At 59.3% G+C, this 19849-nt stretch carries 16 protein-coding genes and 1 tRNA gene; 6 read left to right on the top strand and 11 right to left on the bottom strand.

The features are described from left to right. Positions 1-139: 139 nt before the first annotated feature. Entirely contained in the window at positions 140-997 is an 858-nt protein-coding gene (locus tag ACOI6Z_RS26230; protein ID WP_004206536.1) for a MurR/RpiR family transcriptional regulator, read from the bottom strand. 151 nt (positions 998-1148) lie between these two features. Further along, complete coding sequence (locus ACOI6Z_RS26225; RefSeq protein WP_420687548.1) at positions 1149-3062, bottom strand: bifunctional 5-dehydro-2-deoxygluconokinase/5-dehydro-2-deoxyphosphogluconate aldolase; 1914 nt, start codon at positions 3060-3062, stop codon at positions 1149-1151. A 505-nt stretch (positions 3063-3567) separates the two neighbouring features. Between ACOI6Z_RS26225 and iolD the strand changes: the two genes are divergently transcribed. The 4 genes from iolD to iolE are packed head-to-tail and all read left to right on the top strand — an operon-like array spanning position 3568 to position 8417. Then, positions 3568-5508 (top strand): 3D-(3,5/4)-trihydroxycyclohexane-1,2-dione acylhydrolase (decyclizing), encoded by a 1941-nt coding sequence (gene iolD / locus ACOI6Z_RS26220; RefSeq protein ID WP_023291779.1) that lies wholly within the window; start codon positions 3568-3570, stop codon positions 5506-5508. Positions 5509-5554: 46 nt separating this feature from the next. Next, positions 5555-6568 carry a Gfo/Idh/MocA family protein gene (locus ACOI6Z_RS26215; RefSeq protein WP_004152192.1) on the top strand — a complete coding sequence of 338 codons (1014 nt, stop codon included), beginning with the start codon at positions 5555-5557 and terminating at the stop codon, positions 6566-6568. A gap of 41 nt (positions 6569-6609) precedes the next feature. Next, the gene (locus ACOI6Z_RS26210) at positions 6610-7494 is read left to right on the top strand and encodes a sugar phosphate isomerase/epimerase family protein (RefSeq protein ID WP_004152193.1); all 885 of its coding nucleotides are present in this window, start codon (positions 6610-6612) and stop codon (positions 7492-7494) included. A gap of 23 nt (positions 7495-7517) precedes the next feature. Then, a complete protein-coding gene (gene iolE, locus ACOI6Z_RS26205; RefSeq protein ID WP_002886970.1) occupies positions 7518-8417 on the top strand; it encodes a myo-inosose-2 dehydratase in 900 nt (299 codons plus the stop codon). 166 nt (positions 8418-8583) lie between these two features. Here iolE and ACOI6Z_RS26200 read toward each other — a convergent pair whose 3' ends face one another. From ACOI6Z_RS26200 to ACOI6Z_RS26165, 8 genes are all read right to left on the bottom strand, one after another. Further along, positions 8584-9894, bottom strand: coding sequence for an ABC transporter substrate-binding protein (locus tag ACOI6Z_RS26200; RefSeq protein WP_065812806.1), 1311 nt, complete (start codon positions 9892-9894; stop codon positions 8584-8586). Between the two features lie 139 nt (positions 9895-10033). Beyond that, positions 10034-11104: an ABC transporter ATP-binding protein gene (locus ACOI6Z_RS26195; protein ID WP_065812807.1), complete on the bottom strand. Its 1071-nt coding sequence runs from the start codon at positions 11102-11104 to the stop codon at positions 10034-10036. A 5-nt stretch (positions 11105-11109) separates the two neighbouring features. Further along, entirely contained in the window at positions 11110-11934 is an 825-nt protein-coding gene (locus ACOI6Z_RS26190) for a phosphodiesterase (protein ID WP_004178398.1), read from the bottom strand. A gap of 10 nt (positions 11935-11944) precedes the next feature. After that, the gene (locus tag ACOI6Z_RS26185) at positions 11945-12832 is read right to left on the bottom strand and encodes a carbohydrate ABC transporter permease (protein WP_065812808.1); all 888 of its coding nucleotides are present in this window, start codon (positions 12830-12832) and stop codon (positions 11945-11947) included. Next, the gene (locus tag ACOI6Z_RS26180; protein WP_004146807.1) at positions 12822-13706 is read right to left on the bottom strand and encodes a carbohydrate ABC transporter permease; all 885 of its coding nucleotides are present in this window, start codon (positions 13704-13706) and stop codon (positions 12822-12824) included. Before ACOI6Z_RS26180 ends, ACOI6Z_RS26185 begins: the two co-directional genes overlap by 11 nt. A 130-nt stretch (positions 13707-13836) precedes the next feature. Next, a complete protein-coding gene (gene ahr, locus ACOI6Z_RS26175; protein ID WP_032454679.1) occupies positions 13837-14856 on the bottom strand; it encodes an NADPH-dependent aldehyde reductase Ahr in 1020 nt (339 codons plus the stop codon). Between the two features lie 111 nt (positions 14857-14967). Continuing rightward, entirely contained in the window at positions 14968-16437 is a 1470-nt protein-coding gene (locus ACOI6Z_RS26170; protein WP_065812809.1) for a SulP family inorganic anion transporter, read from the bottom strand. Then, positions 16434-17114 (bottom strand): carbonic anhydrase, encoded by a 681-nt coding sequence (locus ACOI6Z_RS26165; RefSeq protein ID WP_065812810.1) that lies wholly within the window; start codon positions 17112-17114, stop codon positions 16434-16436. The genes ACOI6Z_RS26170 and ACOI6Z_RS26165 overlap by 4 nt, the downstream gene beginning before the upstream one ends. A 593-nt stretch (positions 17115-17707) precedes the next feature. Here ACOI6Z_RS26165 and ACOI6Z_RS26160 point away from each other — a divergent pair. Next, positions 17708-17792 (top strand) — tRNA-Leu (locus ACOI6Z_RS26160). Between the two features lie 656 nt (positions 17793-18448). Continuing rightward, the gene (locus ACOI6Z_RS26155) at positions 18449-18601 is read left to right on the top strand and encodes a hypothetical protein (RefSeq protein ID WP_181939589.1); all 153 of its coding nucleotides are present in this window, start codon (positions 18449-18451) and stop codon (positions 18599-18601) included. 117 nt (positions 18602-18718) lie between these two features. Here ACOI6Z_RS26155 and ACOI6Z_RS26150 read toward each other — a convergent pair whose 3' ends face one another. Further along, positions 18719-19849 (bottom strand): beta family protein, encoded by a 1131-nt coding sequence (locus ACOI6Z_RS26150; protein ID WP_117129329.1) that lies wholly within the window; start codon positions 19847-19849, stop codon positions 18719-18721.

Below are 19849 nucleotides of genomic sequence, written 5' to 3'. Positions count from 1 at the left end.
GCAAGCGCAGCGCCGCCGGGCAGGACACCTCTGGCGCCATACCCGTCTTGTGCCGGATGGCGCTACGCTTATCCGGCCTACGGCATCCCCCCGCAGGCTTATCCCGCGCCGCCGCGCAACCGACGCCAGGCGGCCTATCTCACGCCTTCTGCTTGGCCTCGGACTCCTGACTGCTGTTCAGCGCCAGCGAAACCGCCAGCGTCTGGGCCAGGCACAGGGAAGCAACCTGCGAACGGAAGCCATCCACCTGCGCTTCCCGCACCACAAAGCAGACATCGCTGAAGGCCGCCAGCGGGCTGACCTGGCTGTCGGTAATGGCGATCTGCCGCGCTTTGCGCTGCGCGCCCAGCTCCACCAGCTCGACCACTTCCCGGGCGTACGGCGAGAAGCTCACCGCCACCACCACGTCTTTCGGGCCGACCAGACTCAGCTGTTCGGTGAACATGCCGCCGAGGCCGTCGATCAGAAAGGCTTTGCGATCGAGGTGGCGCAGCGCATAAGTCAGATAGGAAGCGACGCTGAACGACCGGCGCAGGCCAATGACGTAGATATTTTCCGCCTCGCCCAGCAGGGCCACCGCGCGCTCCAGCTCATCGCTGGAGGTCTGCATCGCCAGCTGCTGCAGCGCCTGGTTGTTCACCATTGTGAACATATTGAGGATTTCCGTCGGCGTTTCCGGCGGGCTGGACTCATCGCTGGTGGTCTGGCGGAACAGACGGGCGCGCTCGGTATAGTTGGCGGTCTCTTCCATCAAATGCTGCTTGAACATCTGTTTCATTTCGTTAAAGCCGCTGAAGCCGAAGGCGTTGGCAAAACGAATCAACGTGGAAGGGGGAACGTCCGCCTGTTGCGCAATGGAGGCCACGGTATCGAAAGCCACGCTATTGCTGTTATCAAGGATATAGCGGGCGACCTGTTTCAGACGTTTGCTTAACGTATCGTAGCGACGCCTGATTTCATCCTGCAGGATGGTCAGCTGTGTTGGGTTATTGGCCATAGAGTGCGCTCTGAGAAAATGGAAGGAATATGGCTTCCAGTGTACCAAATGAAGCGAATTTTTCATTTATTGCGACGAAATACGCGATTCATTTCACGAAGAAACAGAAAAACGCCCGCTCCGCAAGGGGACGGAGACGGGCGTTGGGGGATCAGCGGCGGGCTTCGCGCCAGTAGCCAATAAGCGTCAGGTAGTTGCGTTTCACTTCCTCTATCAGCGCCTCATCGCTGAGCTCGCCCTGCATCCAGCGCCGCGACGGCTGGCCAAAGATGGTGCGCCCGACGGCGAAACCTTTGATCATCGGGTGTGCGGCCGCTTCGGCGAAACCGGCGCGCAGTTTGTCGGAAGGCGCATCGAGACCGAGGATCAGGATCCCGCGGCTCCACGGATCTTCGCGCTCGATAAGGGCAGTGATCTGCTGCCAGCTGGCGCTGGAGAGCGGCGGCAGCTTCCACCAGTCCGGCTTGATCCCCAGCTGATAGAAGTGCTCCAGCATGGTGTGGTAATGGCGCTCGTCTTTGTCCGGGCCATTTTCCGGGAGGATCACCTCCAGCAGCAGCTCGTGGCCTGATTTGTTACAGGCCTGCCACACCTCGAGCAGCAGAGCGTCCTGCTCTTCACGCAGCGCCGCCGGGTCGTCCGGGTGATAGAAGACCAGACATTTGACGACATGCTCCAGCGGCCAGTCGATCAGCTGCGAGCCGATGTTGCCATGCTCCAGACGCAGCGGGCGCGAGCTGGGCAGTTCGATAGGTCGCCCGATCCACCAGCCCTTGCCGGTAATGGCGTTCAGCGCACGCTGGCCGTAGGTGCCGTCGGCCAGAATGCCGCTGCGCTGGTCAAGACCCGCCTCCTGCGCCGCCGCTTCGGCCGCGGCCAACAACAGCAGCTTGAGCTGCGGAATGCAGGCTTCATCGCGACCGGTCTCCCGCGCCAGGTCGGCCAGCTGTTTGCGATGGTCGAAGGCGAAAATGCACAGCTCCGGCCACTGCTGGCGGCGGCTGGTCACCCGGTGCAGATGGTTGAGGCGCTCGTCGACGTCCGGGCGCGGCACCGATTCGGCGTGCTGCAGGTAGTCATCGAGTTCGACTTTGGTCGGCATCGCCGGCGCGCAGCCGTGGCGGGAGACCACCAGCGCCCCGCAGGCGTTGGCGTAACGGCAAGCCTGCTCCCAGCCCTCGTCGTTAAGCCAGCCGCGCAGCAGGCCCGACATAAAGGCATCCCCGGCGCCCAGCACGTTGAGCACCTCCACGCGCACGCCCTGCTGCAGCGGCACCTGGTCCCAGCTGTCCGGGATGTCGCCTTCCAGCACCACGCAGCCCATCGGTCCGCACTTGCAGACGAGGGTGGCTTTGGTGGCATGGCGCACATTTTTCAACGCGGTCAGGGTATCGGTGCTGCCCCCGGCAATATGAAACTCTTCTTCGGTTCCCACCACCAAATCGAACAGATGCAGCACTTCCTGCAGCTGGCTGGTGACCGGCCCGGACTCAATGAAACGGGTTTCGCCATCGCCGAGCGAGGTGAGCCCCCACAGCACCGGACGGTAATCGATATCCAGCGCGGTACGCAGGCCGTGACGGCGAGCGTACTCCAGCGCCTTCAGCACCGCGGCGCGGGTGTTGGCGTGCGACAGGTGGGTGCCGGTCACCGCCAGCGCCCGGGAGGAGGCAATATACTCCTCGCTGATGTCGTCAGGCGTTAAGGCCATATCGGCGCAGTTATCGCGGTAGAAAATCAGAGGGAAGGTCTCCTGATCCTTGATCCCCAGCATCACCAGCGCGGTCAGGCGGGATTTGTCGGTAATCAGATACTCGGTATCCACCCCGGCGCGGTTGAGCGTTTCACGCAGGAAACGGCCGTTGTGTTCATCGCCAACGCGCGCCAGCATGGCCGATTTCAGCCCCTGAATCGCGGTGCCAAAGGCCACGTTGCCGGAGGAGCCGCCCAGATATTTCGAGAAACTGGCAACGTCTTCTAGCCGCGAACCGATCTGCTGGGCATAGAGGTCGACGGCCACCCGACCTATACAGATGACGTCGAGCCGCTTTACTGCTGCATTCATAGCTAGGATTTCCTTTTTGGTGTCTGCTGCCTGGAAGGGTCGGGATCCCGACGTCGACTCCGTGAACAGCCTGAGGGTTATTGGTTACCCTTAGTTTGAGAAATAAATATTTCATTTGCAAACTCGTTCGAAATTAAAAAACCAAAAGTGTGAGGGATCTACCACTCTGCCGCACTGAGCCTCGCGTTAGCGCGGATCGCCCCCTCTGTCGACCCGGAGAAAAATGAAACGCCAAACGATAGCCATTTACCTATGATTTTTAAGTGGATATTGCCGTCTGGCGCCGCCAAAAAGGGCCCGAAAACGTGTCAGGAATGTAAGTGAAACGTATGAAATGGGTAGAGAGTTTGATCCTTCTCGCAAAATGAAATATTTCTTCTGTATTTGTATTTAATGAAAAAAATGTTTGCCTATAATCCACAGGTATTCCAGTGACGTGAACGACGGCCCCGGCGGCATCGGCGCGACGCCACACACAAATACTGAACAATAAGGATTGTGCAACATGGGCAAACTGAGACTGACAACGGCGCAGGCGCTGGTGAAGTTCCTCGATAACCAGTACCTGGAAGTGGATGGCGAAGAGCTGAAGTTCGTGAAAGGCATTTTTGCGATTTTCGGCCATGGCAACGTCCTGGGACTGGGGCAGGCGCTGGAGCAGGATAGCGGCGACATGCGCGTCTATCAGGGGCGCAACGAGCAGGGGATGGCCCACGCGGCCACCGGTTTTGCCCGCCAGGCCCTGCGCCGGCAGATTATCGCCTGCACCTCCTCCATCGGCCCGGGGGCGGCCAACATGATCACCGCCGCCGGCACCGCCAGCGCCAACCGCATTCCGCTGCTGCTGCTGCCGGGCGATGTCTTCGCCACCCGCCAGCCGGACCCGGTGCTCCAGCAGATTGAACAGAGCTACGATCTCAGCATCAGCACCAATGACGCCTTCCGTGCGGTCAGCAAATACTGGGACCGCATTACCCGCCCGGAACAGCTGATGAGCGCCTGCATCAACGCCATGCGCGTCCTGACCGACCCGGCGGAAACCGGCGCAGTGACGCTGTGCCTGCCGCAGGATGTGCAGGGCGAAGCCTGGGACTACCCGGAATCCTTCTTTGCGCGTCGCGTACACCGTCTCGATCGCCGCCCGGCCAGCGCCGCGCAGCTGGCGGACGCCGTGGCGGCCATCAAAGCCAGCCGTAAACCGCTGATCGTCTGCGGCGGCGGGGTGAAATACTCCGGCGCGGGCGAAGCGCTGTCCCGTTTCGCCGAGCGCTACGGAGTGCCTTTTGCCGAAACCCAGGCCGGGAAGGGGACGGTGGTCTCTTCTCACCCCCTGAACGTCGGCGGCGTCGGCGAGACGGGCTGTCTGGCGGCGAACCTGCTGGCGAAAGAGGCCGACCTGGTGATCGGCGTCGGCACCCGTTTCAGCGATTTTACCACCGCCTCGAAATGGATTTTCCAGCACCCGGAGGTGCGTTTCCTGAATATTAACGTCAGCAACTTCGACGCCTGGAAGCTGGACGGCATTGCCATGCTGGCGGACGCCCGGGAGGCGATGACCGCCCTCGACGCGGCGCTGGCGGACAGCGGCTGGCAGGCCGGCTGGGGCGCGCAGATCGAGAGCGTGCAGAGCCGTCAGTTAAAAGAGACCCAGCGCGTGTACCAGGCGGTGTGGCAGGAGAAATCCTTTGTGCCGGAGATCGACGATCATCTCGATCGCGAATCGGTATATCGCGAGTTCCGCCAGATCACCGACTCCACCCTGACCCAGAGCAGCGTCCTCGGGGTACTGAATGAAACGCTGCCGGCCGAGGCGGTGATCGTCGCGGCGGCGGGCAGCCTGCCCGGCGATCTGCAGCGCGTCTGGCGCAACCGCGCGGAAAACACCTATCACGTGGAGTACGGCTACTCCTGCATGGGATACGAAGTCAACGCGGCGCTGGGGGTGAAGCTGGCGCAGCCGCAGAGCGAAGTCTACTCCCTGGTCGGCGATGGCTCGTTCATGATGCTCCACTCTGAGCTGGTCACCTCCCTGCAGGAGCGGGCGAAGATCAACGTCGTACTGTTCGACAACATGGCCAACGGCTGCATCAACAACCTGCAGATGGAGCACGGGATGGACAGCTTCGGCACCGAGTTCCGCTACCGCCAGCCGGAAACCGGCCAGCTGCAGGGCGGTCTGGTGCCGGTGGACTTCGCCACCATCGCCGCCGGCTACGGCTGCAAAACCTGGCGCGTCACCACCCTGGACGAACTGCGCCACGCGCTGGACGCCGCCCGTCGCGAAACGGTCAGCACCCTGATTGATATTAAAGTACTGCCGAAGACCATGGTGCACAAATACGGCAGCTGGTGGAACGTCGGGGTCGCCCAGACGGCGCTCTCAGAGCGGATCCGCAAAGTTGCGCAAATGATTAATGAAAAGCGCGCCCAGGCGCGTGATTACTAAAACGAACATCCACCCTGAATCCTACAGACTTACGGAGAAAACCATTATGTCGCTCAAATTAGGTGTCATCGGCGCTGGCGCTATCGGTAAAGAACACATCCGTCGCTGCACCCAGGTTCTGCAGGGCGCCACCGTTGTGGCGGTGTCTGATATCAATGCCGACAACGCCCGTGCGGCGGTCGCGCTGCCGGGCGTGCAGGCGGAAGTCTACGCCGACGGCCACGACGTGATTAACGCCAGCGATGTCGATGCCATCCTGGTCACCTCCTGGGACCCGACCCACGAAGAGTACACCCTGGCCGCCATCGCCGCCGGTAAGCCGGTGTTCTGCGAAAAACCGCTGGCGATGTCTGCGGAAGGCTGCCGCCGTATCGTCGATGCTGAAATGAAGGCCGGCCGTCGCCTGGTGCAGGTTGGCTTTATGCGCCCATACGACGAAGGCTATCTGGCGCTGAAAAAAGTGATCGACGATGGCGATATCGGCGCGCCGCTGATGCTGCGCTGCGCCCACCGCAACCAGTCGGTTGGCGAGAACTACACCACCGATATGGCGATCACCAACACCCTGATCCACGAGCTGGACGTGCTGCGCTGGCTGCTGAACGATGACTACCGTTCCGTGCAGGTGCGCTTCCCGCGCTCCACCTCGCACACCCATGCGCGCCTGAAAGATCCGCAGATCGTCTCCTTTGAAACCAAAAAAGGCACCCTGATCGACGTCGAGGTGTTCGTGAACTGCCAGTACGGGTATGACATCCAGTGCGAAGTGGTCGGCGAGACCGGGATTGCCCGTCTGCCGGAGCCGTCTGCCGTCCAGATGCGCAAGTCCGCCAGCCTGTCGACCGCCATTCTGACCGACTGGAAAGACCGCTTTATCAAAGCCTACGACGTCGAGCTGCAGGCCTTTATCAACGACGTCAAAGCCGGTCAGCTGCACGGCCCGTCGGCCTGGGACGGCTACGCGGCGTCGGTAGCGGCGGACGCCTGCATTAAAGCGCAGGGAACCAGCGAGCCGGTTGAGGTGACGCTGCCTGAGTGCCCGGCATTCTACAAACGTTAAGCACGCTTTGCCGACGGAACTTCTTTGCACAGGTAACGACGATGAAAATTGCCTTTGATGTGGATGTGATTAAGGACCTCGGGATCACCCGCATGGTCCATCAGGTAGCGGAGTGGGGCTACAAGTACATTGAACAGTCGCCGCACCCGCAGATTAACCCGTTCTACAAGCACCCGCGCGCCAGCCGGGAGATCATGGCCGAGTACAAGCAGGCGCTGCGCGATACCGGCCTTGAGCTGTCGTCGTTTATCTGCGTCTACCGCTGGTCCGGCCCGGACGAACTGCGCCGCCAGGCGGCGGTGAAAAACTGGAAACGGCTGGTGGAAATTGCGGTGGAGATGGGCGTTCAGGTGATCAACACCGAGTTCTCCGGCGATCCGAATCAGCCTGAGATCTGCGATGAAATGTTCTATCGCTCGATGGAAGAGCTGTTGCCGATTTTTGAGCGGGAAGGCATCCGCGTGGAGATCCAGGCGCATCCCTGGGATTTCTGCGAAGAGAACAATGAAACCGTCGATATCGTGAAGTCGTTCCGCAGCGATAACGTGAAGTACGTCTACAGCGTGCCGCACACCTTTTTCTACGACAAAGGCGTCGGCGACGTGGCGAGCATGCTGCGCTATGCCGGGAGCGATCTCTCCCATGTCCTGATTGCCGATACCCGCAATCATACGAAACATTGCCGCTATATCGTTAACCCGCCGGGCGTGGATGCCGTGGTGCACCAGCACGTAGGCGTCGGGGAAGGGGATGTGGATTTCGACGCGCTGTTCCGCACCCTGCGCGAAATGAAATTCGCCGAGCAGACCTTCAAGGTCGGCGGGGAGCCTATTGTCGCCACCTCGCTGTTTGGCTACCCGGAAAAAATGAAATACCAGGCAGTGGAAACCCGTGAACTCATTGAACGTGAATTGCTGCGCCGCTAAGGCGCAGCGGCAGGAGCCCTACTATGAACAAAGATAACGTCAAACTGGCTATCGCCCCGATCGGCTGGACTAACGATGATATGCCGGAGCTCGGCAGCGAAAATACTTTCCAGCAGATCGTCAGCGAAATGGCGCTGGCCGGCTTTACCGGCAGCGAAGTCGGCAGCAAATATCCGCGCGATCCGGCGGTTCTCAAGCCGATGCTGGACATCCGCGGCATTCAGATCTGCAACGCCTGGTTCAGCACCTTTTTCGCTAACGGCCAGCGGGAAAAAACCATTGATGAATTCGTCAATCACATGAACTTCCTCCATGCGATGGGCGCGAAGGTCATTGGCTGCTCCGAGCAGAGCGGCAGCATCCAGGGGCTGGATAAACCGATCCTCGGCGATGCGAAGCCGTGCTTCAGCGACGAAGAGTGGCAGCGGGTGGCGGAAGGCTACAACACCCTTGGTCGCCTGGCGGCGGAGAAGGGGATGCAGGTCTGTCTGCACCACCACATGGGCACCGGCATCCAGACCACTGCGGAAATCGACAAGTTTATGTCGCTGGTGGACGAGCGCGTCTTCCTGCTGTTCGACACCGGCCACGCCTGGTACTCTGAAGGCGGCGAAGCGCCGATGCTGGCGATCCTCAAAAAGTATCTGCCGCGCATCAACCACGTCCACCTGAAGGACGTCCGTCCGCCGGTGATCGACCAGGTGCGCCGCGACGGCCTGTCGTTCCTCGACGGCGTGAAAAAAGGCACCTTCACCGTCCCGGGCGACGGGGTGATCGATTTCCGTCCGGTGTTCAAGCTGCTGGACGACTTTGGCTATAAAGGCTGGATGGTGGTGGAAGCAGAGCAGGATCCTGCCCTGGCCAATCCTTTCGAATACGCCGTAAAAGCGCGCAAATATATCCGCGAAACGGCAGGGATCTAATCGTTGTGACATTTTCAGGCCATACCGGGTATGGCCTGCTTTTTTTCCTTTCTCAATCCCTGTTCCCGCTTGCAAACCGCCTGACTGGATCTTAACCCCGGCGCCGGACTGTCCCCTTTCCCTCAGGGAGAGGGGCAGGGTGAGGGTGGCGATGACGGGTAAAGCGTCACTTCACTTCCGCCAGCGCGGTTTTATCCACATAAGGTTTCATCAGCGCGTCGGCTTCCTTCTGCGCCGCCTGAACCGCCGCTTCCGGCGTCACTTTGGCATCGTTAACCACCGCCGCCAGCTGGTTCTCCATCGCCTTACGCACCGCCACGGTCTCCCAGGTGGAGTACCACGGATGGGCGTACTTCAGCTGCTCAAGCGCGATCGCCGCCCGCGGATCCTGCTGCAGATAGGCCTTCATCTCCGGCGTATCGTATGACGCCTTGCGCGGCGAGAAGTAGCCGGTAAAACGGCTCCACGCGCCGTTCACGTCGGGGCTCACCAGATAGATCAGGAACTGATACGCCGCTTTCTTCTGCGCCTCGTTGATGCCTTTAAAGCTCACCAGGCTGGCGCCGCCGATCGGCACCGCGCGCTGCTCTTTGGCCGGCAGCATCGCCACCCCAAGCTCAAAGTCTTTGCTGTTCTCGCGCATAAAGCCCAGCGCGCCGGTGCTGAGCATCGCCATCCCGAGCTTGCCGGAGAAGAACGCAGCGCTGATCTGCTTCGAGTTCAGCACCCCGGACGGCATCACCTTGTCCTTGTAGATCAGATCCTGCCAGAAGCGCAGGGCGCCGATGGCGGTCGGCGAGTTGTAATAGACTTCGCCCGGATAGTCTTCGTTAAAGTATTTCCCGCCGTTGGCGCGCACCAGCGCCGAGAAGATCCAGCCGCCGTAGTCGTCGTTGGTCGACGGCAGCATGATCCCCCACTGGCCGTTGCTCTCGTCGGTCAGCTTTTTGGCATCGGCCAGCAGCTCGGCCCAGGTCTGCGGCGGCTGTTTGATCCCGGCCCGATCGAACATCGTCTTGTTGTAGTAGAGGATCGGCGTCGAGTTATGGAACGGGATCGCATAAGTGGTGCCCATCACCTGGGCGTTCTTATGCATCGCGGGCCAGAATTCCTTTTGCAGAAAATCGCCGGCCTTTTGATCGCCATATTTAAACAGATCATCCATCGGCAGGATCTCATCCTTCAGCGCCAGATCGGTGGTGAAGTTGGCGGACATGATCACCAGCGCCGGCGGCTGGCCGGCCTTCTGCGCCGATTCGGCTTTGATCTTGGTGGTGTCGTAGTTGCCGGTGAAGATGCCGCGCACTTCCACATCCTGCTGCGAGTCGTTGAATTGCTTAATGACGCGGGTCATCTCCATGGTCAGCTTGCCGTCCACCGGCGCCGGGAACATGAAGTCTATTTTCTCTTTCGCCAGCGCCGCGCCGCTCAGGGCAAGACTGAGGCTAACCGCGACTACCGTAAGAGGTTTAAACATGATTTAACTCCATCAGTAAGCACCTGTCCACAGGCTATTTTATTTGCCAGTTTGGCCCTGGGCAGTGCTCAGAATCCTCACGTACTACGTGTACGCTCCGGTTCTTCCGCGCTGTCCGCGTCCAAACTGACTGCAACAATTACGCCTGATGTACCGGCGCTAAATTATGCTGGGTCTCAGCATGAAAAAGATGCACATCGGCAGGCGAAAAGCCGATCGGTAGCGACTCGCCTTTCTCCGGCACCGTGCCGCGGTGGCGGCGGCTAAAGCGCAGGGTGCCGATCGGGGTGCTGACGTGGAGCAGGTAGTCGGCCCCCATCAGTTCTCGTTGCAGAACGGTGGCCGGCAGGCGCAGATGGCCCTCCTCCACGCGGTCGGTAATATGTTCCGGGCGAATGCCCAGCCAGACGCGGGTCTGATCCCGGTGGCGCGGCGGCAGCGGATGGCGCTGTTCTCCCAACACTACTTCACCGTTGGCGCAGGGCAGCGACAGCAGGTTCATCGCCGGCGAACCGATAAACCCGGCGACGAACAGGTTGGCCGGGTTGGCGTAGAGATACTCCGGGCGCCCGACCTGCTGCACGTGGCCGCCGTTCATCACCACGATGCGGTCGGCCATCGACATCGCCTCGGTCTGATCGTGGGTCACATAGATGGTGCTGGTTTTCAGCTGCTGGTGGAGGGCCATAATGCTGTCGCGCACTTCGCTGCGCAGGCGGGCGTCGAGGTTGGAGAGCGGCTCGTCCATCAGGAACAGCCGCGGATTGCGCACGATCGCCCGGGCCATCGCCACCCGCTGGCGCTGGCCGCCGGAGAGTTTCGCCGGTTTGCGATCGAGCAGCGCCTCCAGCTGCAGCATCTGCGCCACTTTGTCCACCCGCGGCTGCCAGCTGCTTTTCTCTTCCTTGCGCACCTTCATGCCGAAGGTGATGTTGTCGCGCACCGACAGATGCGGAAACAGGGCATAGTTCTGGAAGATCATCGCGAAGTTGCGCTCGCGCGGCGTGGCGGCGGTGATGTTCTCATTATGCAGCCAGATTTGGCCTTCGCTGACCGGTTCCAGCCCGGCGAGCAGGCGTAGCAGGGTGCTTTTTCCGCAGCCCGACGGGCCGACCAGCACCACGAATTCGCCTTCGTGAATATCCAGCGACAGGGCGCTGAGCGCCGGTTTGCCGTCGAAACGTTTACTGATGTTTTGCAGACTGAGCATAGCGGTTAGCGCTCTTCCGTTGGGCAACTGATGTTTTCGTCGTACAGCCACGGCCCGGCGTAGTGGGCCAGCGAGTGCTGGTAGCTCACCCACTGCTCACCGACCTGACGGTGCATCAGGCACGAGGCCGGAGAGAGGTCGTAATAGGGCCGGGTGTCTTCGTGGCAGTACGGCACCTGATGAACGGTGCCGGGAATGGTGGAGATCAGCGCCTGGCGATACTGGGTCATGGTCAGGCTGTGGTTATGGCCGCAGAAGATGCGCGTCAGCGACGGGAAACGCTCCACCAGCGCCAGCAGACGGTGGCCGTTTTCGCAGGCGATCGGGTCCATCTGCGCATTGCCCAGCGGCAGCGGCGGGTGGTGCATAAAGATGGTCGCCGGTTTGTCGCCGCCCTCAAACAGCTGGGCTTCCAGCCAGCCGATGGTCTCGTCGGTCAGCCAGCCTTTTGACGTGCCGGCATGACTGGAGTCGATAAACAGCAGGCGGGTGGCGAAGTCATCCACCGCATAGCGCATATTTTGCGGATCGTTGCCCAGCTGCGGGCACAGCGGGTGAAGATGCTCGAGAAAATGGGCTTTGTCGTCGTGGTTGCCGGGGATCAGATACAGCGGATAGTTCAGGCTGCCGAGGATCTGGCGGGCCACCTGATACTCCTCCGGGCGGCCGCAGTTGACGATATCCCCGCTCACCACCACCGCATCCGGGCGCTCGCGCAGCGCGTTAAGCTGGGAGACCACGTCGGCGTTGGCGGCATTGACGTCGATAAAGCCGTACAGCTTCTCGCCGCGGCTGCGGAAATGGGTATCGGAAATGTGCGCTAACAGCATGAATCACTCCTTATTTGATCCCGGAGAAGCCGAAGCTCCGCAGGAACTGTTTCTGAAAAAGGATGAACGCCAGCATCAGCGGCAGGCAGACCATCAGCGTCCCGGCGCCGATGGTGCCCCACTGGCCGCCGGATTCAGCGCCCATGGCGAAGGAGACCAGCCCGACGGTCAGCACCTGCTTATCGGGATCGTTGAGCATCATCAGCGGCCACAGGTACTCGTTCCAGTGGTAGGTAATGCTGACGGTGGCGAAGGCCAGCACCGACGGCCAGGACATCGGCAGCAGCACGCGGAACAGCACCTGCCACCAGCGGCAGCCCTCCATCAGCGCCGCCTCCTCCAGCTCTTTCGGGATGGCGAGGAACGCCTGACGCATCAGGAACACGCCGAACGCCGAGGTGAAATAGGGCATCATCACCCCGGTGAGGGTGTTGAGCAGGCCGAAGGTTTTCAGGGTCAGCATGTTCGGCACCATCATCACCACCGGCATGATCATCAGCTGCACCAGGAACAGGAGAAACAGCGTCTGCTTGCCGCGAAACTCGTGGCAGGCGAAGACGTAGCCGGCGGTGGTGATGGTCAACAGCTGCACGAAGAAGGTGCCAAAGGTGAAGATAATGGTGTTGGCGTACAGGCTCAGCCAGTCGGCGCTGTTCCAGGCGTCGCGGAAGTTATCGAGGGTCAGCGGCAGGCGCGGCAGCAGCCACGCCATATCGTCGCCGAAGGTGGTGGCGCTGAACGAGGTCGCCAGCATCCAGATAAACGGGCTGACCCACAGCAGCGCCAGGCAGCACATTAATACTGTGAGCGTAAAGGGCGACGAGCGGCGCAGGCGCAGCCACAGCGGACGGGCGGCGGCGGGCGTGCGGACCAGCAGCGGCGAGATTTCAGCGCTCATAGTGGGCTCCTTTCTCCAGCAGTTTCAGGTTAATCAGCGAGAAGGCGAACAGCCCGGCCAGGGTCAGGAAAGTGGCGGCGGAGGCTTTACCGAGGTCGTGGGTATCCCAGGCGAGATTCTGGATGTAATAGAGCAGCACGGTGGTGGCGTTGTCCGGCCCGCCGCGGGTCATCACCGCCACGTGGTCGATCTGGGTGATGGAGTAGATCAGCGCGGTGGTGATCACAAAGCTCAGGGTCGGGCGCAGCAGCGGTAGCGTGACCTTAAAAAAGACCTGCGTGCGGGTAGCCCCCTCCATCAGCGCCGCTTCCCGCGTCGAGGCCGGAATGCTCTGCAGCCCGGCGAGGAAAAACAGCATGTAGTAGCCGGCGAACTTCCACACGCCGATCAGCGCCAGGGCCAGCAGCGCGCTGTTGCTGCGCCCCAGCCAGTTGTTGTTCATCGGCCCGAACAGCTTTGCCAGATAGTGGTCGAGCAGGCCGAGGCCGGGCATAAAGATAAACAGCCACAGCGCGGCGGCGCTGACCATCGGGATAATCATCGGGAAGAAAAAGGCGGTGCGCAGCCAGCGGTTGACGCGATGGTTCTCGCTCAGGGCGACCGCCAGCAGCAGGGCGAGGGTCACCCCGGGCACTACCGTCAGCAGGATATAGAGCAGGTTATTGCCCAGCGACTGCCAGAAGACGTTATCGGCAAACAGGCGGGCAAAGTTATCCAGCCCGACATACTGCGCGCCGTCGCTGGCCATGCGGGTATCAAACAGGCTGTCATACACCGAACGCCCCAGCGGGAACCAGGTAAACAGCAGTAAAAACAGCAAGGAAGGCGACAGGATCAGCCAGGGAAGCCAGGTCTTTCTCATGGTGACGCGCATCTCGTTCAGCCATTTATCGAAGCCCGGATTGTGGTAAGCAATGACTACAGAGGCATGGCGGGGAGATGACGGTTTGATGAAGCGACGGGAAAAACGCCGGGCGAGCGGGCCGCCCGGCGGGAGAGAACCATTAGAAGTCGGCTTTCAGTACCGCGCGGTACCGGGCTTTGCCTTCGCGAACGTGCTTCAGCGCTTCGTTAATCTGCGACATCGGGAACAGCTCGGTGGTTGGGGCCACTTTGCTGCGGCCGGCAAACTTCATCAGCGTGCGCAGTTCGGACGGGTTACCGGTCGCCGAGCCGGAGATGCTGCGGTCGCCGCCGATCAGGGTAAAGGCCGGCACCGGGAACGGCTTCATTACCGCGCCGACGGTGTGGAAGTTGCCGCCGTACGCCAGCGCTTCAAAGTACGGCTGCCAGTCGAGGTCGACGGCGACGGTGTTGATAATCAGGTCGAACTGGCCGGCCAGCGCTTTTAAGGCTTCAGGATCGCGGCTGTTGACCACGCGATCGGCGCCCATCGCCCGCACTTCCTGCTCTTTCGCCGGGTTGGAGCTGAAGGCGGTCACTTCCGCGCCCATCGCCCGCAGCAGCTTAATGGCGATATGGCCGAGGCCGCCGATGCCGATCACCCCGACGCGGCTGGTGGCGGTGACGTGGTGGGTCAGCAGCGGTTTAAAGACGGTGATGCCGCCGCACAGCATCGGGCCGGCGGACGCCAGATCGATGCTCTCCGGCAGGGGGATCACCCACTGCCAGTCGGCGCGCAGCTTATTGGCGAAGCCGCCGCGGTTGAGAATGGTCGGCACCGAGCCTTCCAGACAGTTGATCTGGTTGCCGCTGATGCAGGCGTCGCAATGGCCGCAGCTGCGCGCCGTCCAGCCGATGCCGACCTTCTGGCCAATCTTCAGCCCTTTATCCTGCGCCGCGCTGCCCAGCGCCGCCACCCGGCCAATCACCTCGTGACCGGCCACCAGCGGGTAGCTCGACATCCCCCATTCGTTGTCGATCATCGACAGGTCCGAATGGCAGATCCCGCAGTATTCCACCTCAACTTCGACATCTTCCGGCTGCAGCTCGCCGGCATCGTACTCCCACAGCGACAGATCGGCGCCCGCTTCTTTGGCGGCGTAGCTTTTAATGATGCTCATGTTCATTTCCTTGGGGTTGGCGTGATAACCCAGAAAGTGTAGAGCATGGCATTCCACGGCGCTTGGCAATCGGAGGGGTCGCGAAGCGGGCGGACCAGCCGCCCGTTAAGGTCAGCGGCTGGCGAGCGGCCACTGATTAAGGCGGATGCCGCGCTGTGGGGCGTTCTCGGCAAAATCATCCAGCACTGCCCGCACGTCCGGGTCGAGATAGCCGAAGCTGTCGTGCTCGACGATCACCACGCTCTTTTCCGGAATTTTCGCCAGCAGGGCCAGCAGATGCGGATTGTGCATAAAGGTCAGATTCTGCTGGATGCGCAGCACGTAGTGGTCATCGTAGCGCGCCAGCTGCAGCGAGTGGCGATGGCTGCGCCAGAGGCTGAACGCCATCTGGGTGGCAAGACCAATCCCGATCCCCGCCAACATGCCGAAGGCGATAATCCCGCCGATGGTGGCGAGGAACGGGACGTACTGCGCCGCCCCCTGGCGGAACTGCTCGATGAACAGCCGCGGCGTCGTCAGCTTATAGCCGGTATACAGCAGCACGGCGGCCAGGCTGGCGAGCGGGATCAGGGTCAGCAGGCCGCTGAACCACAGGCCGCAGATCACCAGCAGCACGCCGTGGATAAAGATCGACAGTTTGCTCTGCGCGCCGTTGCTGACGTTCACCGAGCTGCGGACGATCACCGCGGTGATCGGCATCGCCCCCAGCACGCCGGAGAGCAGGTTGCCGACGCCCTGGGCGACCATTTCGCGGTTCGGCGAAGGGGGCGGATTTTGCGGGCGCAGCTTTTTCAGCGCCTCCTGGCTGAGCAGGGTTTCGAGGCTGGCGACCAGCGCCAGGGTCACCGCCACCACCCACACCGACGGATTGCGCCACGCGCTCCACGCCGGAGACTCCAGCTCGCCCAGCAGGTCGCCGAGGCTGCCGAACGCCGGCAGGGTAATACGCGGCAGGGCGGCCAGCTGCTGCGGCGCAAAATGGGTCAGCAGCAGGGTGGTCACGCAGCCGAGCAGGACGGCGATCAGCGGCCCGGGGATCCAGCGCAGGCTCTTCACCCGGCGGATAAGCGGCGAGCCCCAGAGCCAGAGCACCAGCAGGCCGCCCGCGGCGACGGCAATCGCAGTGACGGAGAAAGCGGCATTGCCCTGAACCACATCGGCAAGCCCGGTCTCTTCCGCCGTACCGAGCGCGACGGGGATCTGCTGCATAATCAGCAGGATGCCGATCGCCGCCAGCATGCCTTTGATGACGCTGGCGGGAACCAGCGAGATAAAACGCCCGGCCCGCAGAATGCCGAACAGCAGCTGCAGCACGCCGGCCAGCACCAGCGCCATCAGGAAGACGGAGAAGGAACCCAGGGATTCGATGGCGGCGACGACGATGGTGACCAGTCCGGCGGCGGGGCCGCTGACGGCGAAGCGGGAGGGGCTGAGGGCGGTGACGACCAGGCCGCCGATGATGCCGGTCAGCAGGCCAACGAAGGGCGGTAAGCCGCTGGCCTGGGCGATGCCGAGGCACAGCGGCAGGGCGACAAGGAAGACGACGATGCCGGCGAGAGAGTCCTGACGAAGTGTGTTCATGGGGCGTGCTCCTGCGGTGAGAGGTGTTCGACGAGGGTGGTTAAATGGCCGGAAGCCAGATCGTAGACGCAGCCGTGCAGGCTGAGCGGCCGCCCGCTGGCGAGCACCGTCTGCACCGGTTCACACTCCAGCAGACGGGCGAACTGGGCGCGAACGTTGGCTTCCACCAGGGCGTCCAGCGCGTGGCGAGAGGGCTCCGAATCGGTGCTGGCGCTGGCGCCAACACCGGGGGAGGCCGCAACACCACATCCATCGGCGATCTGCGCAATTTCGTGATGCAGGGTGTGGCGCAGCTGGCCGATGCGGCGAGCCAGCGCCGAGGATTCCTGCGCCAGCGGCAGGGTGGGCAGAGAGAGCGCCGCCTGCACGCCGCCGCAGCCGTAGTGGCCGCAGAGCACCACCCGCTCCACCTCAAGGTAGTGGAGGGCATACTGCAGGACGCTCATGACGTTGTCGTCGGCGGGGTCGAGCATATTGGCGATATTGCGGTGGACAAAGAGCTCGCCGGGCTGGCTGCCGGTGAGCACCTCGGCGGGAACGCGGCTGTCGGAGCAGCCGATCCACAGCGAGTGGGGCCGCTGCCCGTCGACCCATTTTTCGAAATAGTCCGGGTCATGCTGACACTTCTGCAGCGCCCAGCTGCGGTTGCGGGCCAGCAAAGGTTTTAACGTCGTCACAAGTATTCTCCTGAGTTAATTCATCGAGTGAATATGTCCATCAAGACTCGTACAGCGACTAGTAAAAATAGTGTTTACCGGAATCCTTCACGCCTGAGGAAAATCCTGGAATAAACGGCAAAAAGAAAACTTTTCATTAATGTAAAGTTATAAAAATATTGATGAAATTAATATTTGACTGCGGAGCGGATGAATAACAAAAAGGCATTGGCTAAAACTTTCTGGAATATATGGGAATGGTGAGGACAGGGTTGGGGGGAATATTGAGGAGCGGATATTGGGGATTTGTTTGGTGAGAGAGGGATTGTGATGGGGATGCGAGTGAGAGTGAGGTGAGAACAAGTTGAGATAAGTTTGAGTGGGGTCTGGGTGTTTTTGAGCGGGAAGGGGGAGTGGCTGGCAGGTGGAGCTGGGTTTGCGGGAGGGTGAGAGAAGGGTTGCTGGTGGCCGTCGCGCCATGGAACTACAGTAAAAGGTGACGCCGCGCAGGATAGCGCTGTTTTTTTCAACACTTAGCGCAATGACGACACGCTGTCGCTTGCATGGCCGCCGCCGACAGGTATAATCCAGAACGTTTCCGCATCCCCTTCAGTGCCGAAGTGGCGAAATCGGTAGACGCAGTTGATTCAAAATCAACCGTAGAAATACGTGCCGGTTCGAGTCCGGCCTTCGGCACCAATCAAGAAAAATTCCTTAGAAACAACGAGTTAGTTAAATAACTCTGCCTTTCTTGCCTGTGTTTTTTGCTTGAATAATGTCACCAACGATTGCCGCTGTGTTTGGTAGTGGCTTTTGGGATGTTATCACGCAGCGGCAGGTAGTTTCCAGGCTCAACCCTGTACAAAACGTGAACGGTCAGCACTGACGGCTTAATTTTATGTCGCTGGTCTATTCGTTGCGCTTTCCTTTGAAGCCGGAAGACGCCGCCAGCGTCTCTAATCCTTTTCCCATAACCCTTGTCGATGTGGCTCGCGCTTCGTGCGGCGTTCCATGATGCAACACGTCGAGATGACGTTGCAGTGAAAAAACAGGCGTAATGTTGGGAAGACTAACCGGATCGGGAAAGAGTCCGGCTCTGCCACGGTTTCAGCCACCGGATTACAACGGCTACCTGATAAGAAGCCATGACAAGGCGTTATCATCTCTGTGAAGGGACAAAAGCTATCTGCGGATGTCGCTACGCTCCGCCTTTCGTTATGTGCCCAACACGGCACGTAATGGTCACCTATTGCCTTCGGCACCATTTGGTAGGGGTGTTTTGCATCTGGATTTATCTCTATACTTTTCTATAACCTGCCCTTGTAGCCCAGTGGCGGGCCGATCTGGAGGCAATCATGGCGAAAAATGCGGCAGCAACTAAACGCAACAACCGTAAAATCCATGCTCGTAAGTTTCTGGCAACCCCAGAGGGTAAAGCCTGGCTTGAACGGAAGAAGGCAGAGGAGGCTGAGTTGAAAATGGCCGCAGAGGCCCGGACATTTATCTGAGTTCAGCTAATCATAAAGAGGTCGATTATAGTTGCGATAGATATCTACACCATTTCTCCTGAGGCCTTTAAGACCAATAAAGAAACACGCCCAAATTGATGGGCGTGATTTTTTTTGTTATATAATGGCTGTTTTTTTAGCAACTCTAACTCTATTAAATTCGGTGATCTCTTCAACTACATAACTTATATGGTGGTTTGTGTCATAGCTGATCCACTCAGTATTACCACCGAGTTTTTCTTTTTTGCTACATGCCTTAATACATTCATCACCCCAACTAAAGTCTGGCCCTAAGTAGTTGGGGGAATTGACGATCTTTTCAGCCAATTTGTGCAACTGTTTGTAGCCATCCCCTTTCAGTTTAGAGTAGCCACGAACAACAAAGTGTTTGTTTTCAATGGTGTATCGTATTTTGCCATTGGCATTAGGAGCTATAATATCGTCTTCGGCTTTAGGGTTTCTGATACCATAATCAGAGAATACAAGAGGTAGCTTTGAATCATCAACGAATGATTTCCATACGTGAATTTCGCGCCTTGTCACATAATCAGATGAATTCTCGTCCTTAACTGCCTTATTTATGAATGCGGGGAAGGAACCGCCTGAAATAATAACGCATGAAAATTCATAATCAGACAAAATGTTTAAAACATGCTTGACGTGAGCGTTTAATGATTCAATCGATTTGTTTGTAACGTCATCAAAATCAAGCATTATCATGACTTCTTTGCTTGATAAGCCAAGCTCTTCCATGATTGTTTCAAGAGTCTCGGTGAAATAATCGACATCGTAAGAATCATCAATAATTGAAGATGAATCAATTCGAATACAATAATTATTCCCATCAGGGATATTTAAATCTTTCAATGCTAATTGGTAATCTAAAATATCCCATCTATCGAATCCCACCACAGGGTGAATAATCGCACCGCTTTTGGATAATTCTCTGTGAAGATAGCTCAGTACATGCTCACCAGTTTCAATATAACTGTCGGCTTTCCATTGCGTGATGTCAAAGAAAAAGGCGTTAGATTGGCATGAAGCTACAAGCTTTTTAGCCGTTCTTTGCAGATGATCTGTCAAAGGCTGAGTTGATTCCATGAGCCATTTTGGCTCTTTTTCTTTTCTTACTAAAATAGGAATCTCGAAAAAAGGTGCTATTTTTTCAGAGTATGCAGCCTTCAGGTTTTTTAAAGCGGCGAATTCACCTGCTTTTGCTTTGAGAATAGGTACATATGTAGGGTACAT

The organism is Klebsiella sp. C239 (assembly GCF_048822715.1).
GTDB lineage: Bacteria > Pseudomonadota > Gammaproteobacteria > Enterobacterales > Enterobacteriaceae > Klebsiella > Klebsiella quasipneumoniae.
Note: the sequence above shows the minus strand (reverse complement) of the source record. Positions and strands in the feature narration are given on the sequence as shown.